Origin of the sequence: Streptomyces filipinensis, from assembly GCF_014649495.1 — a bacterium.
GTDB lineage: Bacteria > Actinomycetota > Actinomycetes > Streptomycetales > Streptomycetaceae > Streptomyces > Streptomyces filipinensis.
The window spans coordinates 1-24,128 of sequence record NZ_BMTD01000008.1 but is presented as its reverse complement, the minus strand read 5'-3'; the positions used below and the strand labels follow the sequence as shown (position 1 = coordinate 24,128).

The 24,128-nt window shown below is 71.4% G+C and carries 15 protein-coding genes; 11 read left to right on the top strand and 4 right to left on the bottom strand.

Annotated elements, in window-relative coordinates; all coding sequences use genetic code 11:
* Positions 1-96: 96 nt before the first annotated feature.
* From IE244_RS18990 to IE244_RS18980, 3 genes are all read right to left on the bottom strand, one after another.
* Positions 97-831: a response regulator transcription factor gene (locus IE244_RS18990; RefSeq protein WP_191874995.1), complete on the bottom strand. Its 735-nt coding sequence runs from the start codon at positions 829-831 to the stop codon at positions 97-99.
* 226 nt (positions 832-1,057) lie between these two features.
* Positions 1,058-2,548, bottom strand: a complete 1,491-nt coding sequence (locus tag IE244_RS18985) for a sensor histidine kinase (protein ID WP_191874737.1) — start codon at positions 2,546-2,548, stop codon at positions 1,058-1,060.
* The gene (locus IE244_RS18980; RefSeq protein WP_191874736.1) at positions 2,545-3,303 is read right to left on the bottom strand and encodes a response regulator transcription factor; all 759 of its coding nucleotides are present in this window, start codon (positions 3,301-3,303) and stop codon (positions 2,545-2,547) included. Before IE244_RS18980 ends, IE244_RS18985 begins: the two co-directional genes overlap by 4 nt.
* Before the next feature lie 499 nt (positions 3,304-3,802).
* Here IE244_RS18980 and IE244_RS18975 point away from each other — a divergent pair, with 499 nt between their 5' ends.
* The 4 genes from IE244_RS18975 (at position 3,803) to IE244_RS18960 (ending at position 9,780) form a co-directional block, all read left to right on the top strand.
* Positions 3,803-5,386, top strand: coding sequence for an IucA/IucC family protein (locus tag IE244_RS18975; protein WP_191874735.1), 1,584 nt, complete (start codon positions 3,803-3,805; stop codon positions 5,384-5,386).
* A 63-nt stretch (positions 5,387-5,449) separates the two neighbouring features.
* Entirely contained in the window at positions 5,450-7,144 is a 1,695-nt protein-coding gene (locus IE244_RS18970; protein WP_191874734.1) for an IucA/IucC family protein, read from the top strand.
* Positions 7,141-8,337, top strand: coding sequence for a type III PLP-dependent enzyme (locus tag IE244_RS18965; RefSeq protein ID WP_191874733.1), 1,197 nt, complete (start codon positions 7,141-7,143; stop codon positions 8,335-8,337). The genes IE244_RS18970 and IE244_RS18965 overlap by 4 nt, the downstream gene beginning before the upstream one ends.
* A 6-nt stretch (positions 8,338-8,343) precedes the next feature.
* A complete protein-coding gene (locus IE244_RS18960) occupies positions 8,344-9,780 on the top strand; it encodes an MFS transporter (protein ID WP_191874732.1) in 1,437 nt (478 codons plus the stop codon).
* A gap of 20 nt (positions 9,781-9,800) precedes the next feature.
* Here the strand turns inward: IE244_RS18960 and IE244_RS18955 are convergent, their stop codons facing one another.
* Entirely contained in the window at positions 9,801-10,784 is a 984-nt protein-coding gene (locus IE244_RS18955) for a S8 family peptidase (RefSeq protein ID WP_229854209.1), read from the bottom strand.
* A gap of 514 nt (positions 10,785-11,298) precedes the next feature.
* Between IE244_RS18955 and IE244_RS18950 the strand changes: the two genes are divergently transcribed.
* The 7 genes from IE244_RS18950 to IE244_RS18920 all read left to right on the top strand — a co-directional run.
* Positions 11,299-11,787, top strand: coding sequence for a hypothetical protein (locus IE244_RS18950; protein WP_191874731.1), 489 nt, complete (start codon positions 11,299-11,301; stop codon positions 11,785-11,787).
* 202 nt (positions 11,788-11,989) lie between these two features.
* Positions 11,990-12,193, top strand: coding sequence for a cold-shock protein (locus IE244_RS18945; protein WP_020943502.1), 204 nt, complete (start codon positions 11,990-11,992; stop codon positions 12,191-12,193).
* An 87-nt stretch (positions 12,194-12,280) separates the two neighbouring features.
* Positions 12,281-14,053 carry a DEAD/DEAH box helicase gene (locus tag IE244_RS18940; protein ID WP_191874730.1) on the top strand — a complete coding sequence of 591 codons (1,773 nt, stop codon included), beginning with the start codon at positions 12,281-12,283 and terminating at the stop codon, positions 14,051-14,053.
* A 686-nt stretch (positions 14,054-14,739) separates the two neighbouring features.
* On the top strand, positions 14,740-15,567 hold the full coding sequence (locus IE244_RS18935) for an FAD binding domain-containing protein (protein ID WP_191874729.1): 828 nt from the start codon (positions 14,740-14,742) through the stop codon (positions 15,565-15,567).
* A complete protein-coding gene (locus tag IE244_RS18930; RefSeq protein WP_191874728.1) occupies positions 15,564-18,281 on the top strand; it encodes a molybdopterin-dependent oxidoreductase in 2,718 nt (905 codons plus the stop codon). The genes IE244_RS18935 and IE244_RS18930 overlap by 4 nt, the downstream gene beginning before the upstream one ends.
* Before the next feature lie 5 nt (positions 18,282-18,286).
* Positions 18,287-19,264 carry an antibiotic biosynthesis monooxygenase gene (locus IE244_RS18925; protein WP_191874727.1) on the top strand — a complete coding sequence of 326 codons (978 nt, stop codon included), beginning with the start codon at positions 18,287-18,289 and terminating at the stop codon, positions 19,262-19,264.
* A 263-nt stretch (positions 19,265-19,527) separates the two neighbouring features.
* Positions 19,528-24,128, top strand: a 4,601-nt coding sequence (locus IE244_RS18920) for a type I polyketide synthase (RefSeq protein WP_191874726.1), incomplete at its 3' end; no start/stop codon positions are given.

The following is a 24,128-nucleotide window of genomic DNA, read 5'->3' as shown; positions in this document are numbered from 1 at the left end:
GGCCGCGCGAGAGGCGGTCGCGTGCCTCTTCGCAGGCGGTCGACGCACGCGAGGCCAGGGACTCTTCGGGCCGTGCACGACTCCGTGTGCCGCCGTTCAGGCGTAGGCGCTGTCGCCGGGCACGGTGAGCCGGAAGCCGATGCCGCGGACGGTGGCGATCCATGCCGGGTCGCCCAGCTTGCGGCGCAGCGCCGACACGTGCACGTCGAGTGTGCGGGTGGGGCCGAAGTAGTTCGGGTCCCACACCGTGTCCAGGATCTGCTGGCGGGAGTGCACCGCGCCTGGGTCACTGGCGAGTTGGGCCAGGAGATCGAATTCCTTCGGGGTGAGGGTGAGCGGGCGGCCGTCGAGGGTGACGCCCCTGGTGCGCCGGTTGACGGTCAGCGGCCCGAGCTGCTGGACGCCACGCTCCTGCGGAAGTTGCGTGCGCTGAAGGGGGAGTCCCGCTGTCGTGCCGGTGTGCGGCGGGGCGTGTCTGTCGGGGTGGGTGCGGCGGGTGACGGCTCGGATCCGGGCCACCAGCTCGCGTACACCGAAGGGCTTGGAGAGGTAGTCGTCCGCTCCGACTTCCAGACCGACGACGCGGTCGGTCTCCTCGCCGCGTGCGGTGATCATGATGATGGGGACGGCGGAACGGATGCGCAGGGCCCGGCACACGTCGATGCCGTCCATGTCGGGCAGTCCGAGGTCCAGGAGGATGAGATCGGCGGTGCAGGCCGTCAGGGCGGAGGCTCCGGATTTGACGTGGTCGACGGCGAAGCCGTAGCGGTTCAGCCCTTCCATGAGGGGGCCGGCGATCCGGTCGTCGTCTTCGACGAGCAGGAGCTGCATGGTCTCCGCTGGTGGTTCGGCCGGGACGACCTGTTGGGCCCCTGCGGTGTACGAGGGATCGCTGTTCGTCGGCATCGCTGTGTCCGTGATCGTGTGGCTGGTGCGCTGTCGCGACGACCCTACGGGGGAGAAGGGCGGCTCGGGGCCAGAAGCCCGCCAGTGCCGTGTCAGCAGATGGCCAATGTTTCGACATGGGTGCGCGGCGCGCCGGTGTGGTCCCACCGCCTCACTGCTGCCGGTCGGATGCGGCACAGGGGCGTTCGGCGGGGAGGGGAGGCACCGCTGCCTGCTTCGCCCACATCGCGGGCCGGGGACGTCGAGGAGGAGCCGTGCGGTGGACGTCCTCGGTCCTGAGGCGGACCACGGCATCGAGTCCCCCGCCGACCGCGGCCCGCAAGGTCACGTCGCCGCCCGAGGCGCGGGCCAGCTGCTGCACGATGGGCAGACCGAGGCCGGTGCCTTCGTGGTCGGCGTCGTTCGCCCGCCAGAAGCGGTCGAAGGCGCGTCGCCGCTGCTCCTCGGTCATGCCCGGACCCTGGTCGATCACGTGCAGCTCCACGGTTGCGGGCGTTCCGCCCGCCCAGGCGGTGGCCAGGGTGATGGTGGTTCCGGGCGGTGCGACCCGCAGCGCGTTGGAGAGCAGGTTGTCGATGATCTGGTCCAGGGCGCCGGGGATGGCCCGCACCCGGCCGATCTTCGGCCCGACGACGACGATGTCCACGCGGTGCTCGCCGGCGAAGGCGGTCCACACAGCCGCGCGGTCGGCGACGGCGGAGTCGAGGTCGGCGGCCTCCGGGGTGGTCGCCGCGTTCTCCAGCCGGGCCAGTGCGAGCAGCCCGTGCACCATCCGGCTGAGCCGCTCCACCTCGTCCACCGCTTCGTCCAGGCTGGACCGGGCACGCGGGTCGAGGTGCGGCTCGAAGTTCTCCAGCCGCAGCCGCAGCGCGGTCAGCGGGGTCTTCAGCTGGTGGGAGGCCTCCGAGGCGAACGCGTGCTGGGCCTTGAGCAGATGCTGGAGCCGGGTCGCGGTGCGGACGAAGCTGGCGGCCAGGCGTCGTAGCTCGGGAGGGCCGAGGTCGGTGGCGGGCAGGTCTTTCAGGGTGCCGTCGGCCAGTTGCGTCGTGGCGTGCTCCAGCGCCCGCACCGGGCGGGTGATCCAGCGGGCCAGCGCGAGAGCTATCAACGCGACGGCCGCCAGCACCCCCAGTCCGACGGCCGCCAGTACCAGCCAGGCGTCATGGACCTTGGACGTCACCGTCGTGAGGGGAAAGGACGCCCGTACGACGCAGCGGACCGTTGCGCCCGAGGCGCCCGGCACGGTGGCGAAGAAGGCCGCTTCGTCGAGAGCCGGATCCCGCTGGGTCCGCGCACGGGACGCGTTGCGCAGGGCGGCCGCGATGTCCGGTTGCGCGGACAGGTCCGTCCCGGCGGGCACCGCGTCGCGGGAGTCGGCGAGCAGTCTTCCTTCACCGTCCACGACCACGACATGGCTGCCGGTGCGCCGCGCGAAGCTCTCCACCAGCTCCGGCACGTCGGTGACGGAACGCCGTTCGACCTTTTCCTCCAGCACCTCTGCGAGCATGACCGCGGCCTGCTGCCCGTTGCCGGTGAAGCGGGAGGTCTCACCGCGGGCGTAGACGTAGCCGAACGGCACTTCCAGGCACAACAGTACGAGCAGGGTGAGGCTGAGATAGCTGAGCAGGAGGCGGCGGGTCACCGGTCGCCTCCCTCGTCGTTCTCTTCCGCCAGCCGGGTGGACGCGCCGGCGGTGGGTGGCATGAGCCGGAATCCCACGCCACGGATGTTGTCGATCCAGGCGGGGTCGCCGAGCTTGCGCCGCAGTGCGGCGACGTGGACGTCCAGGGTCTTGGTGGGCCCGAAGTAGTTCGGTTCCCACACCGCGTCCAGGATCTGCTGTCGAGTGCGGACGGCGCCGGGATCGTCGGCGAGATGGGCGAGCAGGTCGAACTCCTTGGGCGACAGGGCGATGGAGCGTCGGCGCAGGTGGACCTGGCGGCCCCGCCGGTCGATGCTCAGCGGTCCGATCCGCTGGACCTGGGCCACCGGAACGGCGTGGCCGCCTCCCGCAGCGGACATGACCGCGACCGGCTCGGCCGCGGCGGGTCGGGCACGACGGAAGACGGCCCGGATCCGCGCGACCAGTTCCCGCACCCCGAACGGTTTGGACAGGTAGTCGTCGGCCCCCAGCTCCAGACCGAGAACGCGGTCGACCTCGTCGTTTCTCGCGCTGATCATGATGATGGGCACCTGGGACCGCAGTCGGAGCGTCCGGCAGACATCGATGCCGTCCATGTCCGGCAACCCCAGGTCCAGCAGCACCATCTCGGCTCCCGCCGCGGCGAGTCCTTCGGCGCCCGTACGGGCGTGCTCGATGGTGAACCCGAAACGGCTCAGGCCTTCCGCCAGCGGGCCGGCGACCCGGTCGTCGTCCTCGATCAGTAAGACACGCATGCCGACAGACTCACAGGCCCGCAGGACGCCGCGCCGGGAAAACGGCTGAGTGTCGCGTGAATTACCTTCGGCGAACCCGAACAACCGTATTCCTTACCGTCTCCTGCCTTTCGGTGACCCTACGGATCCCGCGCCCAGCAGAACGTCAGCGAAAGGCCAGCGTTGTGCAAGCAATCTGTTAAGAAAGGGCAGAGCCGGCTCCGTCACCCGGCAAACGCTTCCTGTCCAAGCGTCCGTCTGGCGCGGTCACTTGGCTCACCGAGACGGGCACACGGGACATCCCCCTCATTGTCCGACGACAGCTGCATTTTTCGGGACGGCCGAGCGCGCCGAATGCTGGATCGATTCTGATACCGGCCTTCCTTTTCTCTGGCGATCAGTTAACTAACGATCCCGTAACGTTGTCGGCGGCTGATCGCGGACGGCGCTCGCATTGCGGCGCCTTCTTTTCACCTCCGCAGCCTCCCCCTTGCTTTCCTATGCCACGGGACGGTGAAACATGCCGTACAGCAGCACGAACGACGAACTGCGCCACGTGCGACCCGATCTGGTCGAGCCCTTCGAGGCCGCGCTCCCCGGTGCGCGTGCCACGGTGCTCGGCCGGCTATGGGGCGCCCTCGCCCGCGAACCCCTGCCGGGTGTCGCCGACCGCCGCCACGACGGTTCCCTCGTCATCCGCCTCACGTCCGGTGGACAGCTCTCCGGCCCTGCCGCTGCCGCCGAACGCTTCGCCCCGATCCCCGCCGACTTCACCGTGCGGGGCCCCGAGGGCCCGATCGAGGAGCCGGTCCGGCTCCTCGCCGCCCTCGGAGCCCACCCGCAGAGCGCATCACGTCTGGCTGCCGAGCTCGACAACAGCATCGCCAACCTGGCCCTCGCCCGCGCGGCCAACCCGGAGCCGCACGAGGTACGGGACTCCGTCGACGCGGAGCAGGCCGTGGTCGACGGCCATCCGCAGCACCCCTGCTGCCGTACTCGCACCGGCATGTCCGTCGCCGAGGTGCTCGCCTACGCGCCCGAGCACCACCGCGTCGTGGACCTGGCGCTCGTCGCCGTACCGGCCGACCGCTGGCAGGGCACCGGCGACTGGCCGCAAGAGCTGCGCGACGGCGACACCGTCCTGATGCCGCTCCACCCCTGGCAGCGCGACCACGTCCTGCCGCACCAGCCCGGCCTGACGGTGGTGGACCGTACGATCGCCGCCCGCCCACTGCTGTCGATGCGCACCCTGTCCCCCCTCGACGCCCTGCCCGGCTGCCACATCAAGACGGCGCTGGACGTGCAGGTCACCAACTACCGGCGCACCATCTCCCCGGCAGAGGTGGCTGACGGGGCGCCGCTGTCCGAGCTGGTCACCGCGGTCGTCGACAAGGCCGGTCACGGCGAGAGCCTGCGCATCCTGCGCGAACTCGCCGGCGGGGCCATCCGCGTGGACGGCACGGCCTCGGCGAGCCTGGCGGCGGTGATCCGGGAGTCCAGCGAACGGCACCTCGGTTCCCAGGAGATCGCCGTCCCGCTCACCGCGGTCCACGGCACCGGGGCCCGGATGGTGAGCGGTGACCCGGTCACCTGGCTGGCGGAATTCGCCGGACTCGTCCTGCCGCCCGCGCTGACGCTCCTGTCCCTGGGCGTGGCCCTGGAGGCGCACGGCCAGAACACGCTCGTCGCGCTGCGCGACGGACGTCCGGTGCGGGTGCTCTACCGCGACCTGGACGGGGTCCGCATCCACCCGGGGCGGCTCGCCCGGCACGGTTTCTCGCTGCCGCCGCTGGCCGGTACCCGGGCCGGCGACGACGAGGCGGCGCTGCGGACCAAGCTGTTCGGCGGCCTGCTCAGCGGTGTCTTCAGCGAACTGGTGGACGTGTTGTCGCGCACACACGGAGCCGCACCCGAAGAGCTGTGGGCGGCGGTGGCCGCGGTCGGCCGACGCGTCTACGACGGCCTCCCCGACGCGGCGGGGGACCGGCAGGTGTTCTTCGGCGACACGCTGCCGTTGAAGGCGACCGTCGCGATGCGCCTGGCGCAGGACTCCGGCGTCGCCCGGTGGACTCCCGTCCCCAGCCCCCTGGCCCGCCACCGCTGACAGTCCGCTTCCGGCCGCACGGCCTGCCCGCACACCTCCTTGCACCGACTGGAGTCGTTCCGCATGACCTTCCCCAGCACCACCGGCGGCGCTCTCGCCACCACGGCCCGTCCCGCTCAGGTGGCCGACACCGTCACCGCCCACACCCTGCTCAACTGCCTCATCCGTGAGGTCTCCGCGCCCGAGCGACAGGTCACCGTCGACAAGGACCACCTGCTGCTGTCGCTGCCCCGCCGCGACATCCTGCTCCGCGTCCCCCTGCGCCGCGTCTCCCTGATCGGCGCACACCGCTTCGACGGACCGGTCAAGCGCTACGACCGGGCGCGCTGGGCCCCGATCGGCTGGCGAGAGCTCGCCGGATACATCCGGGACGAGCTGGAACTGCGGACCGGTGTGGCCAACGACGAGTTCGTGGACCAGGTCGGCGACAGCCGGAACACCATCCGCACCGTCCTCGCACACCGCGCCACGGCGGTCCTGCCGGAGGACCCGTACCTGGAGTCCGAACAGTCCCTGGTCTTCGGCCACCGCTTCCACCCCTCACCCAAGTCGCGCACCGGCGATACGCAGGACTGGCTGGACTACGGCCCCGAGACGGGCACCCGGTTCCCCCTGCGCCACCTCGCCGTGCACCGGAGTCTGGTGCGTGAGGAAGGCGATCTCAGCAGGCTCGACGCCCTCCATACGGACGGGCGAGAGGACTACGTCACCCTGCCGGTCCACCCGTGGCAGTACCGGATGCTCGGCGACCATCCGGCCCTGCGCAGGGCCATGGCCGCGGGCTCGGTCATCGACACGGGCGTCATGGGCCCGGACTTCGCCCCCACCGCCTCGGTGCGAACCCTCTACCAGCCGGACGCCGACACGTTCCTGAAGTTCAGCCTCAACGTCCGTCTGACCAACTGCGTCCGAAAGAACGCGGCCTACGAGCTGTCCGGCGCCGTCGCCCTCAACCGGCTCCTGCTGCCCGTCTTCGCTCACATCGGACAGGCGCACCCCGGAAGCTCGCTGCTCGCCGAGCCGGGTTACCGCACCCTCACCCTCGACGACGACCTCCGTCTTCTGGAGGGCTTCGGCGTCATCGTCCGCACCGGCCTGCGCGAACACCTGCGCCCGGACGTGACCCCGCTGCTCGCCGCAGCGATCGCCGACGAGCACCCCACCAGCCCGGCCCAGGTCTCCCGCCTGCTGGCCCGCGGCGACGGCGACGCGCTCGCCTGGTGGGACGCCTACCTCGGCCTGCTCCTGCCGCCCGTACTGACCGCCTACTTCGAGCACGGCATCGTCCTGGAACCCCATCTGCAGAACGTCGTCGTCGGCGTACGCGCCGACGGCACTCCGGCCCAGCTGCTCTTCCGCGACCTGGAAGGCACCAAGCTGCTCCCCGAGCACCACCGCGCGTTCCTCGCCGCCCTGCCCGAAGACGTGCGCACTCCGATGACGTACGACGCCGAGCGCGGCTGGAACCGGGTGGCCTACTGCCTCCTGGTCAACCACACCGCCGAAGTCCTCGCCGCCCTCGCCGACACCGACCCCGCTCTGGAACCCGCCCTGTGGGGGCTGGTCCGCGACCACCTCGACTCCTACGCACGCAGTGCGGGCGAGCCGCCCCGGCTGCGGGCCCTGCTCTCGGGCGTCCCGCTGCCCGCCAAGGCCAACCTGCTGCTGCGCTGGTCCCGGCAGGCCGACCGGCACGCCGACTACGTTCCCCTGCCCAGCCCGCTGGGCGAGGGCTTCCCCCGGGAGGTGACCCGGTGAGGCCGCAACTCCTCAGGCACGCCGCCGGGCTGGGTGCGGAAGACTGCCCCGCCTACCTCTACGACCTGCAGGACCTGCGCGAACACGCGGCCGCCATCCGTGCCGCCCTGCCCGGGAGCGTCCAGCTCTTCTACGCCGCCAAGGCCAATTCCGACCCTCGCCTCCTGGGCGTCCTGCGCGACCACGTCGACGGCTTCGAGGTCGCCTCGGGCGGCGAACTCCACCACCTCCAGAGCACCTGCCCAGGCGCGCCGATCGCCTTCGGCGGTCCCGGCAAGACCCCCGCCGAACTCGAACAGGCCCTCCGCGGCGGAGTGGACCGCCTGCACATCGAGAGCGAGCAAGAACTTCACCTGCTCACCGGCCTGCTGGGCGAGCGCAGCGTGGACGTCCTGCTCCGGGTCAACCTCCCGATCGCCGTCGGGCCGGTGGCCCTCGCCATGGGCGGTCAGCCCAGCCCCTTCGGCCTGGACCCCCAACGCCTCGACCGCTGCCTGGCCCTCGTCACCGACGACCCACGCGTCCGGCTGCGCGGCATCCATGCCCACCTCGCCAGCGGCCTCGGTGCCACCGCCCACCTCGACCTCGCCGGCCGGGTGCTGACCTGGGCGACCGCATGGGCGGACCAGAGGGGCGTGGAACTGACCGAGGTCAACCTCGGTGGTGGCATGGGGGTCGACTACGGCCGCCCCGACCGGCGGTTCGACTGGGCGGCCTTCGGCACCGGCCTGCGCCGTCTGCTGGAGGGACATCCGGACCTGACCCTGCGCATCGAACCGGGCCGCTCGGTCACCGTGTACTGCGGCTGGTACGTCACCGAGGTCCTCGACATCAAACGCAGCCACGGCCGCGTCTTCGCCGTCCTGCGCGGCGGGACCCATCATCTGCGCACGCCGGCGGCCAAACAGCACAACCAGCCGTTCACCGTCATCCCCGTCGACACCTGGGACCGGTCCTGGAAGCGCCCCGAGGCACGGGACGAAGCCGTCACCCTGGTCGGCCAGTTGTGCACGCCCAAGGACGTCCTCGCGCGGGGCGTGCAGGTGGGACGGCTGCGCGTCGGTGACAAGGTCGCCTTCTCGCTGGCGGGGGCGTACGCCTGGAACATCTCCCACCACGAGTTCCTGATGCATCCCGCGCCGCGGTTCCATCACCTCGACCACGCCCCCGCCCTCGCCGGACCGCACCGGTAGGAGGTCATGAGCAAGCACCGCAGTGTCCTCAGCAGCGACAGGCCGCAGACCTTCCGCGCCCGCCTTGCCGCCCTCGACGTGGGCGGCCGGCACCGCAGGGTCCGCAGGGGCGGCAAGCGACGGGCCCCGAGCGAGGTACTCGCCATGCTCGGGGCCCGCAACTTCCGCCGCTACGTGATCGGGCAGCTCGTCTCCAACGTCGGTACCTGGATGCAACGTGCCGCTCAGGACCTGCTGGTCCTGAAGCTCACCGGCAACAGCGGCAGCGCCGTCGGCGTCCTGACCGCCCTGCAGTTCCTGCCGCAGACACTCTTCGGCCTCTTCGGGGGCGTCTTCGCCGACCGCTTCGCCAAACGCCGCCTGCTGGTGGTCACCCAGTCCGCCATGGGAGTGCAGTCGCTGGTTCTCGGCGTCCTGACGGTGACCGGCGCGGTGAACCTGGGGGCCGTGTACGTGCTGGCCTTCTTCCTGGGCACGGCCACGGCGCTGGACAGCCCGGCCCGCAACGCCTTCGTCTCCGAACTCGTCGGCAGGGAACGGGTGGCCGGCGCCGTCAGCCTGAACTCGGCGCAGTTCAACGTCGCCCGCGCGATCGGTCCGGCCGTGGCGGGCCTGGCGGTCGCCGCCGCGGGTACCGGAGCCGTCTTCCTGAGCAACGCGGCCTCGTACCTCGCCGTCCTCTACGGACTGGTCACCATCCGCGCCGACGAACTCCACGCGCCCAGGGAGAAGAACCGTGCACCCACCCGCTTGTCGGACGCCTTCAGAGCCATCCGCACCACCCCCGAACTGCTGCTGCCGATCACCGTCATCGCTTTCGTCGGCACCTTCGGCTTCAACTTCCAGGTCACCATCGCCCTGATCGCCACGACGGTCTTCAACTCGGGCTCCGCCGCCTACGGTTACCTGTCCGCCGCCTACGCCGTCGGCAGCCTCGTCGGTGCGCTCAGGGGAGCCGGGAAACGAAAACCTCCCACCGCCCGCCGCCTGGTCACGGCCACGATCGTCTTCGGAACCCTGGAGGCCCTGGCCGGACTCATGCCCGGCTATGCCGGCTTCCTGCTCGTACTCCTGCCCACCGGGCTCGCCTCGGTGACCGTGATGACCACCGCCAACTCCATGATCCAGCTGAACGCCGACCCGGGCATGCGTGGCCGCGTGGTCTCCGTCTACCTGTTGGTCCTGCTCGGCGGCACACCGGTCGGTGCGCCTCTGGTCGGCCTGGTCTCCGACTCCCTCGGCGCCCGCTTCAGCCTCGTCCTCGGCGGCGCGATCTCCGCCGTGGCCGCCGCCGGCCTGTCAGCGGTGATCACCGCTCGCTCGCGCACCCCCAAGGAGAGCTCCCCGCCCACCCCGGTCGCGTCACCGCCGCCGACGGGCGGCGGTGCCCGGCGCCACCCCGATTCCGCGCCCCAGCCCGTCGTACGCCAGCCCGCGGCCTGAGGCAGGACCTGCGGACCGGGTCAGAGGCCGCCGGTGTTGAGCAGCCGGTTGGGGGTGTCGGGGCGCACGCCGTGCACGACACCGCGGGTGGCCGTGTGGTCGAGCCAGACGTGGACCTCGTCGGCCGTGGCGTGGGGGTGTGCCGACAGGTACAGCGCGATCACGCCGGTGGCATGGGGCGCGGCCCAGGACGTCGCGCCCTCGTTCTCCGTGGTCGTGCCGCCGCCGGCGAGTGCGGCGGTCACCTTCTGGCCGGGGGCGTACAGGTCCACGCACCGCCCGTAGCCAGATCCGTAGGAGCCGTTGTCACTCCACACGCGGTCGTTCGAGGTGGAGGCCGCCACGACGATCGTGCCGGGGACGCCGGCCGGGGAGTGCCTGCAGGCGTCGTCATGGAAGTTGCCGGCCGACACCACGGTCGGAATCCCCGCGTCGACCATCTTCTTCACGGCGGACTCCACGGCCGTCGAACGGCGGTCGAAGTTGAGCGACATGTTCACCACCGCGGGCTTCTGCGCGTGCGCGGTGACCCACTTGACCGACTTCACCAAGGCCGCCTCGGCCGCCGCCGGGGAGCCCCCGCCCTCGCTCTCGCACAGGACGCCCTGGACCCGGACGAGCTCCGCCTTGGGCGCCACCCCGTACCTCGCCCCGCCGATGATGCCCGACACGAACGTGCCGTGGCCCATCCCGTCCTCGCTGAAGCAGTCACCGGAGTCCTTCGGGCCCACGAAGTCGGCGCCGAGGTGGGCGCGTCCGCCGAATTCCTCGTGGCCGATGTCCATCCCGGTGTCGATCACGTAGACGTGCACGCCCTTGCCCGTGGCGGTGGTGGTGAACTTCCCGTCCAGCGGCCGAGACCGCTGGTCCAGGATGTCCAGGTTCCACGGCACGTGCCGGGTGATGGGCGACGCCGTGGTCCGCGCGATCCCGGACAACTTGCCCACGGTGCCGGGAGACGTCGACGCCGAGCCGGACGACGCCCCGCGCCCGGAGGCGCTCACGGACTGCCCCTTCCCGTGCGCGGGGAGCGTCCCTCCGCTTCCCCCGGCCGCCGCGCCGGCCTTCCCTCCGCAGGCCGAGGCCCCGAGCACGGTCGCCATGGCCACCGCCACGAGACCGGCCTTCGTCACGTTCCGCGTCACAACGTCCCCCGCATCCCTGTTTCCTGCACAGTCAGCGCACAAGACGAGCACACGCGGTGGGCGGTTGCAGCGGGGCGTGCGGTGGCCGACCCCGTTCCACTGCCGTCGCTACTCCCGCGTCATGGCTGGAGGAGGACCCCAGGGCCACACGACCTCGCCGTCCCGGACCACCAAGGGCTCGAACCGGTCCACCACGCCCGGGAACGCGGGCACGATGAGGAGACGCTCCGGCTCGGGGCCCAGCCCGAGATGCCACCGAAGGTGCCGTGGGTCGACTGTCACCGTCTCGTCACAGCCGAGGGCCGGTGAAACCCATGCCTGTGGTCCCTTGTCTCCCTTGCTGTCAGAAGATTCTCGTAGCAGGAGGATGCTCATGAAGCGTTACGTCTCCGCCGCTGTCGTACTCGCCTCCACCGCCGCGCTCGTCGCCACCGCGTGCGGGTCCTCGAGTGCCGGCACGAACGCGGTGGCGAGCACCGCGGGCGTGTCCGCCCAGGCCGCCTCGGCCGGGGCCGCGGGGGCTACGTCCTGGAAGCCGTGCTACCTGCCCTCGGGGTACAAGCACTTCTTCAAGCTGGACTCCGCGAAGTTCGTCCGGGGTAAGACCGTCGTGCGCGTCACCCCGGAGACGTGCAAGGTGAACGCGGGGAACGACGAGGACGTCGTCTACACCCCGAGTGGAGCGGCCCGGTCGTCCGGCTTCGCGTCCGGCGCCTCCGTCAAGGTCCTCAAGGACACCACGACCGTGAAGGTCGCCCCGAAGTGGCTGGTGAACCACAGGCTCACCAACAGCCCGTACTTCTACTACCGCGTCAACAGCAAGGGCCAGATCACCGCCATGGAGGAGATCTACCACCCGTAGTGTGCGCAGGTCAGGCGCTGGAGACCGCCGTGCGTGCCTCCTTGATCCACCCCGGGCCGCCGAGCTGTGTTAAGGTTCTGGAGTTGCAGTTGTGGTACCCATGAACCCATGTGCGCCTGACAGGAATGTTTCCCCTGCAGGCGCACTGTTTGTTTTTCCGGCATCTCCGGATGGGGCCTCTGCCTACAGAACGGAGAAGGTCATGGCACAGGGAACCGTGAAGTGGTTCAACTCTGAAAAGGGTTTCGGCTTCATCGCGCAGGACGGCGGTGGCCCCGACGTCTTCGCCCACTACTCGAACATCGCGACCCAGGGCTTCCGTGAGCTGCAGGAGGGCCAGCGGGTCTCCTTCGACGTCACGCAGGGCCAGAAGGGCCCGCAGGCGGAGAACATCGTCCCCGCCTGATCGCCGGACGCGTATCCACGCACCGGGGTCCGCACCGTCACGGTGCGGACCCCGGTTTGTGCTGTTTCCAGGAAGGCAGATCACCGCATGTCCCGCAGGTCCCAGAAGCCGAACCGGCGCGTCTCGTCACCCCCACCGTCCGCGTCGTCGCCCAGGGAATTCCGGCTGCCGGAAAGCACGACACCCGCACTCCCCGCCGTCGAGGACTTCGCCGGTCTGGACATGCCCGCGGGACTGCTGAAGACCCTCGCCGCGCAAGGCGTCACCACCCCGTTCCCCATCCAGGCCGCCACGCTGCCCAACTCGCTGGCCGGCCGTGACCTGCTGGGACGGGGACGTACCGGCTCCGGCAAAACCCTCGCGTTCGGGCTCGCGCTCCTGGCCCGCACGGCCGGTCTGCGCGCGCAGCCCAAGGCACCCCTCGCTCTGGTGCTGGTGCCCACGCGTGAACTCGCCCAGCAGGTGACCGACGCGCTGACCCCCTACGCGACGGCGGTCAACCTCCGGCTGGCGACCGTGGTCGGCGGGCTGTCCATCACCAAACAGGCCGACGCCCTGCGGCGCGGCGTCGAAGTCGTGGTGGCCAGCCCCGGCCGGCTCAACGACCTCGTGGAACGCGGAGACTGCGTCCTGGACGACGTCCGCATCACGGTGCTGGACGAAGCCGACCAGATGACCGACATGGGCTTCCTGCCGCAGATCACCAAGCTGATCCGGCAGGTACGGCCCGACGGCCAGCGCCTGCTCTTCTCGGCCACCCTCGACCAGAACATCGACCGCCTGGTCCAGCAGTTCCTCACCGACCCCGTGGTGCACTCCGTGGACCCGTCCGCGGGAGCGGTGACCACCATGGAGCACCACGTCCTGCACATCCTGGACGAGACCGACAAGAAGGCCGTCACCACGCGCATCGCGGCCCGCGACGGCCGGGTCATCCTCTTCCTCGACACCAAGCGGTCCGCCGACCGGCTCGCCAAGCGGCTCCTGGCCGTCGGTGTCCGCGCGGCGGCACTGCACGGAGGCCGCTCCCAGCCGCAGCGGACCCGCACCCTGGAACAGTTCAAGACCGGCCAGGTCACCGCGCTGGTGGCGACGAACGTCGCGGCCCGGGGCATACACATCGACGATCTCGACCTCGTCGTGAACGTCGATCCCCCCACCGACCACAAGGACTACCTCCACCGGGGCGGACGCACGGCTCGCGCCGGCGGCTCGGGCACAGTGGTCACGCTGGTCCTGCCCGAGCAGAAGCGGGACGTCACCCGGCTCATGTCGGACGCGGGCATCCGTCCTCGAACGGCCCGCATCACGTCAAGCGACACGGAACTGGCCACCCTCACCGGCGCCCGGGAGCCTTCTGGTACGGCCGTCACCATCGAGGTCCCCCAGCCGGCGGCACCGACGGCGTCCCGGCCGGACCGGAAGGCCGGTACCAAGCCCGGCAGGCGATCCGGCCGCCGACGCCGAAACGGCGGCGGGGCCGAAGCGGAGACGGGTACGGCCGCCGGCACGGCGAGCCGGCGCTCCGACCGCCGGGCACCGGCCGGAACGGCAGCGTCGGGTGGCGCCGCCGCAACCGGTGGGGGCGGTTCTGCCCGCCGGACGGGAACCAGCGGGGCCACGGGCGGTGCCGGGGGAGCGCGTGGCCGCGGTTCCGACCGCCGGTCCGCGGCCGGTGCGGCCACCGAGGCCGCCTCCGGCAAGGCCGTCCGTGGATCCGGTCGGCGGGCGACGGCCGGCGGAGCCAAGGGGGACGCCGTCGGGACCGGAGCCCGAGGCTCCGACCGCCGTGGCGGCCGCCGCAGCTCGGCTCCCCGTGCCACGTCAGGCAAGGGCGGCGCTGGCGGTGACGCTCCGTAGGCGCTCGTTCCGGCGGTTTCCGCCCGATGACGCGGCGGCGGATCATGGCGTCCGGCTCCCTTGGCCGCCGGTGCCTGTGCCGGTGCCGGCGGCGGCAAGAGTGACGCAGCGCGCCATGCCCCGCGGCGGAACGGGAGGTGTCCGTGCTCCTGGTGGGCGCGGCGCCGGTGATCCGGCTCCGACCGGGTGGACCGGCGCATCACGCAAGAGACACGGCCATCCGGAGCGGTACGGCGGTCCCGTCGCGCGGCCCCCGGCGGCAGCGGCGGGACGCGAGGCGCGGGCCGCCCCGGGGTGTCGGCAGCCGTGCGCCCACCGTCAGGTCGTCACGGGCGAGCAGCGTCGCGGCCGCTTCGCCTCCGGGGGCGGCACGGCGTCCGGGTCCTCGGCCGTGACCACCCAGCGGTCCCCGAACCGAGTGCGGTAGCGAGGCTGCCGCCCGGGGGACAGCCGTGTGACTGTCCGGGGTGCACCGACCACTTTCCGTGGTCATCTTCCGGCGGGCCTCCTCCACATGCTGCGCTACGCTGTGAAAAAGGCGTCTGTGCCCGCCGGTCCCCCCGACGCGGTGACCCCGAACGCTGCGGCCTGGCGGCCGAGATTCCCCCGGTCAGCGGGAAACCCATGCCAAGAGTGCCACGCGAAAGCCGTCTTCCGTAGGTCCGCTCTCCCGTAGGTCGGTTCTCATGGACCTCAACACCATCACCGAAGTAATCCGGCGACCGTCCGAGCGGCCAGGCGTGGACTGGCACGAGGGCGACGCCTGGCTCGCAGGCGGCACCTGGCTCTACTCCACGGAGCAGCCGGACCTGCGAAGGCTGATCGACCTGACGGCGTTGCCCTGGGAGCCTCTCGTCCCGACCGGCGAGGGCCTGGAGATCAGCGCCACCTGCACCATTCGCGACCTGTACGCCTTCAGATGGCCGAAGGGCTGGACCGCCGGAATTCTCCTCCGGAAAAGCTGTGAGGCGTTCCTGTCCTCGTTCAAGGTCTGGAACGCGGCGACCGTCGGCGGAAACATCTGTATGTCCCTGCCGGCCGGCCCGATGATCACGTTGGCGGTCGCGCTGGAGGCGCGGTACGAACTATGGGCGGCCGACGGCTCCGTGCGTTTCGTCGACGCCCTCGATTTCGTCACGGGTGACCACCGCAACGTTCTCGCACCCGGGGAGATCCTCCGGCGCGTCACCATCCCGGAACACGCACTGCGCAAACGCGCCGCGCACCGCCGCTTCACGCTGACCCGGCTCGGCCGTTCGACGGTGTTCCTCGTCGGCACACAACGCCTGGGAGCGAGCGACCTGCTGCTCACCGTCACCGCCGGGACCACCCGTCCGGTCCGTATCGCCTTCGACTCCCTGCCCGACGCCCGTACCCTGCGGCAGAGCATCGACGCCGTGCCCGCCGACGTGTGGTTCGCCGATCCCAACGGGACCCCCGACCACCGCCGCCATCTCACCCACCACTTCGCCGAGGAGATACGCCGCGAACTCATGGCTGGGGACCTGCCATGACCTACCTCGTGAACGGCCGGAAGTTCGACCGGGAACCGGCCCCGGGTCAGTGCCTGCGCACCTTCCTGCGCGAACTCGGCCACTTCGGCGTCAAGAAGGGGTGCGACGCGGGCGACTGCGGCGCCTGCACGGTATGGCTGGACGGCGCACCGGTGCACAGCTGCATCACCCCCGCCTTCCGCGCGGACGGCCATGAGGTGACCACGATCGAGGGCCTGGGACGGCCCGGCGCCCTGCATCCCATGCAGCGGCAGTTCGAGGACGCCCCGGGTTTCCAGTGCGGCTTCTGCACCGCAGGCATGATCATGACGTCGGCGACCTTCACCGAGGACCAGAAGGGGGATCTGCCGAGGGCGTTGAAGGGCAACCTCTGCCGCTGCACCGGCTACCGGGCGATCGAGGACGCCGTGAAGGGCGTCGGCGCCGTGGAGACCGCGGCCCCGGGCAAGGCCGTGGGGACGAGCGTCGGCGCGCCCGCGGCCCACGACGTGGTGACGGGGCACGCCGAGTTCACCATGGACACACACATCGACGGCATGCTGCACCTCAAGGTGCTGCACTCACCCCACGCGCACGCCCGGATCATCTCGGTCGACAAGACGGCCGCGCTCGCGGTGCCCGGCGTGCACCGGGTCTACACCTGGGAAGACGTACCCCCTAAACGCTTCACCACGGCGATCCACACCGACCACCTGGTCGACCCGGACGACACCCGCATCCTCGACGACACGGTCCGCTTCGCCGGCCAGCGCGTCGCCGTGGTCCTGGCCGACACGGTCGGGGCCGCGGAGGAGGGCTGCCGACGGCTCGCCGACGAGTACGACGTGCTGCCGGCGGTGTTCGACCCCGAGGAGGCCATGGCCGACGGCGCGCCCCAACTGCACGGCTCGCACGATCCGTTCGTCCGCGACCCCGTCCACAACATCCTGCTCGAACTCCACGCACACATCGGCGACGTCGACGCGGGGTTCGCCGCGGCCGACGTGATCCACGAAGGGACGTACTTCTCACCGCGGGTGCAGCACGCGCATCTGGAGACCCACGGCTCGATCGCCTGGCTGGAGGACGGCCGGCTGCACGTCCGCACGAGTTCGCAGTCACCGTCGATCGCGAAGGTCAAGCTGGAGTACCTGTTCGCGCTGCGCCCGGACCAGGTGAGGGTGTTCTGCAAGCGGGTCGGCGGCGGATTCGGCGGCAAGCAGGAGGTGATCGCCGAGGACCTGGTGGCGCTCGCCACCCTGGACACCGGGCGGCCCACCTGCCTGGAGTACACCCGTGAGGAGGAGTTCACCACGGCGTCGCCGCGGCATCCGATGACCCTGACGGTGAAGCTCGGCGCGAAGGCCGACGGAACACTCACCGCGGTCCAGGTACGCAACGTGTCCAACACGGGCGCCTACGGCAACCACGGCGGCGAAACGGTGTACGCGGGCGGAGCCGCCGTCATGATCTACCGCTGCCCCCACAAGAAGTACGACGCGTACTCCGTCTACACGAACACCGTCCCGAGCGGGGCCCTGCGCGGCTACGGGATGACACAGCCGGCGTTCGCCGTGGAGTCGGCGATGGACGAACTGGCCCGCGCCCTGCACATCGACCCGCTCGAACTGCGCCGACGCAACATCGTGCGGCCGGGGGAGCCCCTGGTCGCCCTGCACGACGGCCCCGACGACGTGATCTTCACGGAGGACGGGCTCGCCCGGTGTATCGATCTGGTGGGCGACGCCCTGGCCCGTACGGCCGACCAGCCGCCCCCCGGTCCCGAGTGGTTCGTCGGCACCGGCGTGGCCAGCTCCCTGCACGAGACCGCGCCCCCGACCGAACACCTCTCCGAGGCCTGGGTCACGCTGGGCGACGACCTCATCTACGAACTGGCCGTCGGAACCGTCGAGTTCGGCGAGGGCACCTCCACGGCCCACGTCCAGATCGCGGCCCACCAGCTCGGTACGACGCCGTCGCGGATCCGGCTGGTGCAGTCCGACACCGACCGCACGGGCTTCGACACCGGAGCCTTCGCGAGCGCCGGCCTGTTCGTGGCGGGCAACGCGGTCCTGCGGGCGGCCAATGCCGTGCGCGACCGCATCCTGGAGTTCGCCGCGGCACACACGGGCGTCCACGTGGTGATGTGCACGATGGACGACGACGGTGTCGTCTGCGGGGACCGGCGGGTGTCACTGGCCGAACTCGTCGCGCTGGCGCGGGCGCGCGGCATCCGGTTCACCGCCGCACGCAAGGCATACGGCTCGCCCCGGAGCGTCACCTCCAACACACAGGGCTTCCGGGTCGCCGTGCACCGCGTGACGGGTGAGATACGGATCCTGTACAGCGTGCAGGCGGCGGACGCAGGGGTGATCATCAATCCGGCGCAGGTCCGTGGCCAGATCGAGGGCGGCGTCGCCCAGGGGATCGGCTTCGCGCTGACCGAGAACCATCACGTCGACGACAGCGGCGTCATGGTCAACCCGAACTTCCGGAACTACCGCATCCCCACCTACGCCGACATCCCCCGTACCGAGGTCCTCCTGGTGGGGTCGGCGGACTCGGTGGGGCCCATGCGCGCGAAGGGGATGGCGGAGTGCTGCGTCAACCCGGTGGCCCCCGCGCTCGCGAACGCGGTGCACGACGCCACGGGCGTCCGCTACCGGGCGCTGCCGCTGACACCGGAACGTGTTTACGGCCGACTCCCCGCGGAGCAGTCGGTGTCGACAGGGTGAGCCACATGAACACCACCCGGAAGAACGTAGCCGCCGCGGCGACGGCGATCATCGGCCAGAAGGTCCTGCCCGGGATGGGGCGGGAGTTCGAGACCTGGCAGGAGGACCTCAACGCCGCGGCCGCCTACTACCCCGGTTTCCTCGGCGCCGAGGTCTCTCCGCCGACAGCGCTGCAACCCGACTGGGTCGTCGTGTACCGGTTCGACTCGGTGGCGCACCTGCAGGCGTGGATCAACAGCGCGACCAGGCAGACGTATCTCGATGTCGGCGCCAAGTACTTCGACGGTCCGGCGACCCAGCAGGTGGTCAGCAGCGGCACCCAGTCACTGGATCCACTGGTCACCGTGGTGGTCACCCACCGCGTCCACCCGAACCACGTCGACGACTTCCTCGCCTGGCAGCACCGTATGGTCGAGGAGGAGAGCAAGTTCGAGGGGTTCCGCGGGACCGAGCTGTTCCGCCCCATCGAGGGCCTGCAGGAGGAATGGACCACCCTGTACCGCTACGACAGCGCCGAACACCTCGACGCCTGGCTGACGTCGCCCCAACGACACGAGATCCTGGCCGAGGGCGAGAAGTTCAGCGACTTCAAGCTGCGCACGATCGACAACTCGTTCGGCAGTTGGTTCGCCTTCGAGGGCAACGGCAAGGAGGCACCGCCACCGCCCTCCGAGACCAGGACCTCCCTCGCCGTGTGGGTCGGCCTGTACCCGACCGTCGTGGTGCTGACGCTCGTGCTGTTCCCGCTGCACATGCCGCTCTGGATCGGTCTGCTCGTGGGCAATCTGCTGTCGAGCTTCATCATGAGCTTCCTCACCATGCCCTACTACGTGAACCCGCTGCTGGGGCGGTGGCTGCGGCCGCCACCGGACGAATCAGCGGCAAGGACGAACGTCCGCGGCCTCGGCATCGTCGTGGCGGCGATGGCATTCTGGGCCGCCCTCTTCTATCTCGTCACCGTCCGCTTCTGGACGCTGCCCTGAGGAGAATTGAGGGGTCGTACAGACGGTAATTCTCCCACGACCGTCCCTAGGGTTCTCCTTAGAGATGTCCCCGGCCGTCAATGCCCGTGCACCTCGTCCCTTGGGGATTCCCCTAAAACTGATCTGCTGCGGCGGCGGAGCGTGACCGCGGGACCGAAACTGGGGCCACACCGCGACTTGTTGCCGCCCGGTCGAACCGATCGTCCGTGGGCCGGCACGGTGCGGTGCCTTTTCATTCTCTGTGTGGGTGGGTGGAGTGCACTATGGTCGAGTCCGAGCTCAACGGAACGGGGAATCGTGCCGGTTCGGCTTCGGCGGATTCCGCCGATGGCATAGCGGTCGTCGGCCTGGCGTGCCGACTGCCCGGGGCCGCCGACCCAGCCGCCTTCTGGCGGCTCCTGAGCGAGGGCGCGGACGCGATCACCGACGTCCCCCCGGACCGGTGGGACGGGGCCGCGTTGGCCGACGCCGATCCGTCCGCACCCGGCAGGACCGACATCCGCCGAGGCGGATTCCTCGACCGCATCGGCCACTTCGACGCCGGGTTCTTCGGTCTCTCCCCCAAGGAGGCCGCCGCCATGGACCCGCAGCAGCGGCTCGTGCTGGAGCTGGCCTGGGAAGCGCTGGAGGACGCGCATGTGCGCGCCGAGACGCTGCGTTCCACCCGCACCGGAGTGTTCGTCGGCGCCATCTGGGACGACTACGCGACCCTGCACCACCGCTCCGGACTCACGGCCATCTCGCCGCACACCGTCACCGGCCTGCACCGCAGCATCATCGCCAACCGGGTCTCGTACTTCCTCGGTCTGAACGGCCCCAGCCTGACCGTGGACTCCGGCCAGTCCTCCTCCCTGGTCTCGGTCCACCTGGCCTGCGAGAGCCTGCGCAAGGGCGAATCCACGATCGCCCTCGCGGGCGGTGTGAACCTCAACATCGTCCCCGAGAGCACGCTGGGCGCTGCCAGGTTCGGCGGCCTGTCCCCCGACGGCCGCTGCTTCACCTTCGACGCCCGCGCGAACGGCTACGTCCGCGGCGAGGGCGGCGGCATCGTCGTCCTCAAACCCCTCGCCCGGGCCGTCGCGGACGGCGACCCCGTCTACTGCGTGATCCGCGGCAGCGCGGTCAACAACGACGGTGGCGGCGACGGGCTGACCGTGCCGCTGCAGGCCGGGCAGGAACAGGTGCTGCGGCTCGCCTACGAACGGGCCGGAATCGACCCCGCGCACGTCGACTACGTGGAGTTGCACGGCACCGGCACCAAGGTCGGCGACCCCGTCGAGGCAGCCGCGCTCGGCGCGGTGCTCGGCACGGGACGCGAGCCCGGCCGCCCGCTGCGGGTCGGCTCGGCCAAGACCAACGTCGGCCACCTGGAGGGCGCCGCGGGCATCACCGGCCTGCTGAAGGCGGCCCTGGCGCTCCACCACCGTGAACTGCCCGCCAGCCTCAACTTCGAGACGCCGAACCCGGCGATCCCGCTGGACCGGCTGAACCTGCGGGTGCAGACCGAACACGGCGAATGGGCCGCCGAGGACGGCCGCCCACTGCTCGCCGGCGTGAGCTCGTTCGGCATGGGCGGCACCAACTGCCACCTCGTGCTGGCCGAACACCAGGCGACCCCGGCGGGCACGACCGCGGAGGCGGGGACGGGTGCGACGCCGACCCCCTGGCCGCTGTCCGCCAGGACCGCGTCCGGGCTGCGCGCCCAGGCCGCCGCCCTGCTCGCACACACCGAGGCGCACCCCGGACTCTCCCTGCCCGACGTCGGCTGGTCGCTGGCCACCGGCCGCACCGCCTTCGAACACCGGGCCGTCATCGTGGGCGAGGACCGCGACGACGTCCTGCGCGCCCTGCGCGAGCTGTCCACCGGCGGCATCGACGCCGCACTGACCACAGGCCGCACCGGCCCGCGCGGCGAACTCGCCTTCCTCTTCTCGGGCCAGGGCAGCCAGCGAGCCGGCATGGGCCGCGAACTGGCCTATGCCTTCCCGGCGTTCGCCACCGCGCTGCACGACGTGTGCGCCCACCTCGACCCCTTGCTGCCGCGGCCGCTGCGCGAGGTCATGTTCGCTCCCGAAGGCACCGAGGAAGCCGCCGCACTCGACCGGACCCTCTACACACAGACCTCGCTGTTCGCCATCGAGGTCGCCCTGTTCCGGCTGCTGGAGAGCTGGGGCATCACCCCCGGCGTGCTGATGGGCCACTCCATCGGCGAACTCGCCGCCGCGCACGTGGCCGGCGTCCTCTCGCTCGCCGACGCCTGCGCCCTCGTGGCCGCGCGCGGCCGCCTGATGCAGGCGCTGCCCGCCGGCGGCGCCATGATCGCCGTCCAGGCCGCGGAGGACGAGGTCCGCGCCCGCATCGGCGGCCGCACGGACCGCGTGAGCATCGCCGCCCTGAACGGCCCGGACTCCGTCGTCGTCTCCGGCGACGAGGAACTCGCCACCGAGATCGCCGACGCCTTCGCCGCCATGGGCCGCAGGACCAGCCGGCTGCGGGTCAGCCACGCCTTCCACTCCCCGCACATGGAGCCCATGCTGGCGGAGTTCCGCGATGTGGCCGAGGGCCTGACCTTCCACGCCCCGCGCATCCCGATCGTGTCCAACGTGACGGGCCGGCTGTCCGAGGAGCCTTCGGGGTACGAAGGGTGCACGGCCGCCTACTGGGTCCGCCACGTGCGCGACGCGGTCCGCTTCGCCGACGGCGTCGCCCGCCTCGACGAGCAGGGCGTCCGCACGTACCTGGAGCTCGGTCCCGGCGGCGTGCTCACCTCCATGGCCCGCGCCGGCGCCGACCACGAGTCCCTGCTCGTCCCCGCCCTGCGCGCCCGCCGCCCCGAGGCGCAGGCCCTGCTGGCGGCTATCGCCGCGCTGCACGTCCACGGCGTGGAGCCGGACTGGGACGCCCTGTTCGGCGGCGGTCGAGGCGCACGCCCCAAGATCGCGCTCCCCACCTACGCGTTCGAACGGCAGCGGTACTGGCTGGACGGCGACGCCACGACACCCGTGCCCACCACCGGCTGGGCCCCCGCGGCCCCGCGGCCGGACGCCGTCGCCGAGACCGACAGCACGCCTGTCGGAGCCCTGGGCCGGCGCCTGGCCGGACTGCCCCCGTCCGAACGCGACGTGGTCGTGCTCGACCTGGTCCGCGCACACATCGCCGCCGTCCTGGGCCACGCCGAAGCCCGCCAGGTCGAGAGCGAGTGGACGTTCAAGGACCTCGGCTTCGACTCGCTCAGCTCGGTGGAACTGCGCAACCAGCTCGGCGGGGCCACCGGCCTGCGCCTGCCCAGCGGGCTGCTGTTCGACCACCCGACCCCTGCCGCGCTCGCCCGCCATCTCGCCGCCCAGTCCCTGGGCGGCGAGGACGCGGCGGCCTCCGCGCCCGCGACGGTGGCCGACCCCGACGAGCCCATCGCCATCGTGGCCATGAGCTGCCGCCTGCCCGGCGGGGTGAGCTCCCCCGAGGACCTGTGGCGGCTGGTCGCCTCCGGCGGCGACGCCATCTCCGGATTCCCGGCCGACCGCGGCTGGGACGTCGAAGCGCTCTACGACCCGGAGCCCGGCACACCCGGCAAGTCCTCGACGCGGCACGGCGGCTTCCTGCACGGGGCGGCCGAGTTCGACGCCGGCTTCTTCGGCATCAGCCCCCGCGAGGCCGCCGCCGTCGACCCGCAGCAGCGGCTGGTCCTGGAGACCGCCTGGGAGGCCTTCGAGCGGGCCGGTATCGACCCGGCCACGCTGCGCGGGAGCCGTGCGGGCGTGTTCATCGGCGCGACGGCACAGGACTACGGCCCCCGGCTGCACGAGCCGGTCGAAGGCATCGAGGGCTATCTGCTGACCGGCACGACGACCAGCGTCGCCTCGGGTCGCGTGGCCTACTCGTTCGGCTTCGAAGGCCCCGCGGTCACGGTGGACACGGCCTGCTCGTCGTCCCTGGTGGCCCTGCACCTGGCCGTCCAGTCGCTGCGGAGCGGCGAGTGCACGATGGCCCTGGCCGGCGGCGTCACCGTGATGTCCACACCCGGCATGTTCGTGGAGTTCAGCCGCCAGCGCGGCCTGTCCGCCGACGGCCGGTGCAAGGCCTTCGCGGCCGGCGCGGACGGCACGGGCTGGGCCGAAGGCGTCGGCATGCTCCTCGTGGAGCGGCTGTCCGACGCCCGGCGCAACGGCCACCAGGTGCTGGCCGTCGTGCGGGGCAGCGCGGTCAACCAGGACGGCGCGTCGAACGGACTCACGGCGCCCAACGGCCCCTCCCAGCAGCGCGTCATCCGCCAGGCCCTGGCGGCCGCCGGACTCGCGCCCGCGGACGTCGACGCCGTGGAGGCGCACGGTACGGGCACGAGGCTCGGCGACCCGATCGAGGCGGAAGCCCTCATCGCCGCCTACGGCCGGGGACGGGACGGCGACCGGCCGCTGTGGCTGGGCTCCCTGAAGTCGAACATCGGTCACACGCAGGCCGCGGCGGGCGTCGCCGGTGTGATCAAGATGGTCATGGCGATGCGCCACGGTGTGCTGCCGCGGACCCTGCACGTGGACGAGCCGACCCCGCACGTGGACTGGTCGGCGAGCGGCGTACGACTGCTGACCGAGGCCGTGGAGTGGTCCGCGGGCGATCTGCCGCGCCGGGCGGCGGTGTCCTCCTTCGGCATCAGCGGCACCAACGCGCACGTCATCGTCGAACAGGCCGCGACGAGCGAGGAGCCCGTCCGCGGGACGGCCACCCTGGGACCGGTCCCATGGGTGCTGTCGGCGAAGAGCGACGAGGCGTTGCGGGAGCAGGCGGTCCGGCTGCTGTCCTTCCTGGACGCCGAGGGCGCCGAGGACGCTGAGGGCGTCGAGGGCTGCGGGGTCCGGCCGGAGGACGT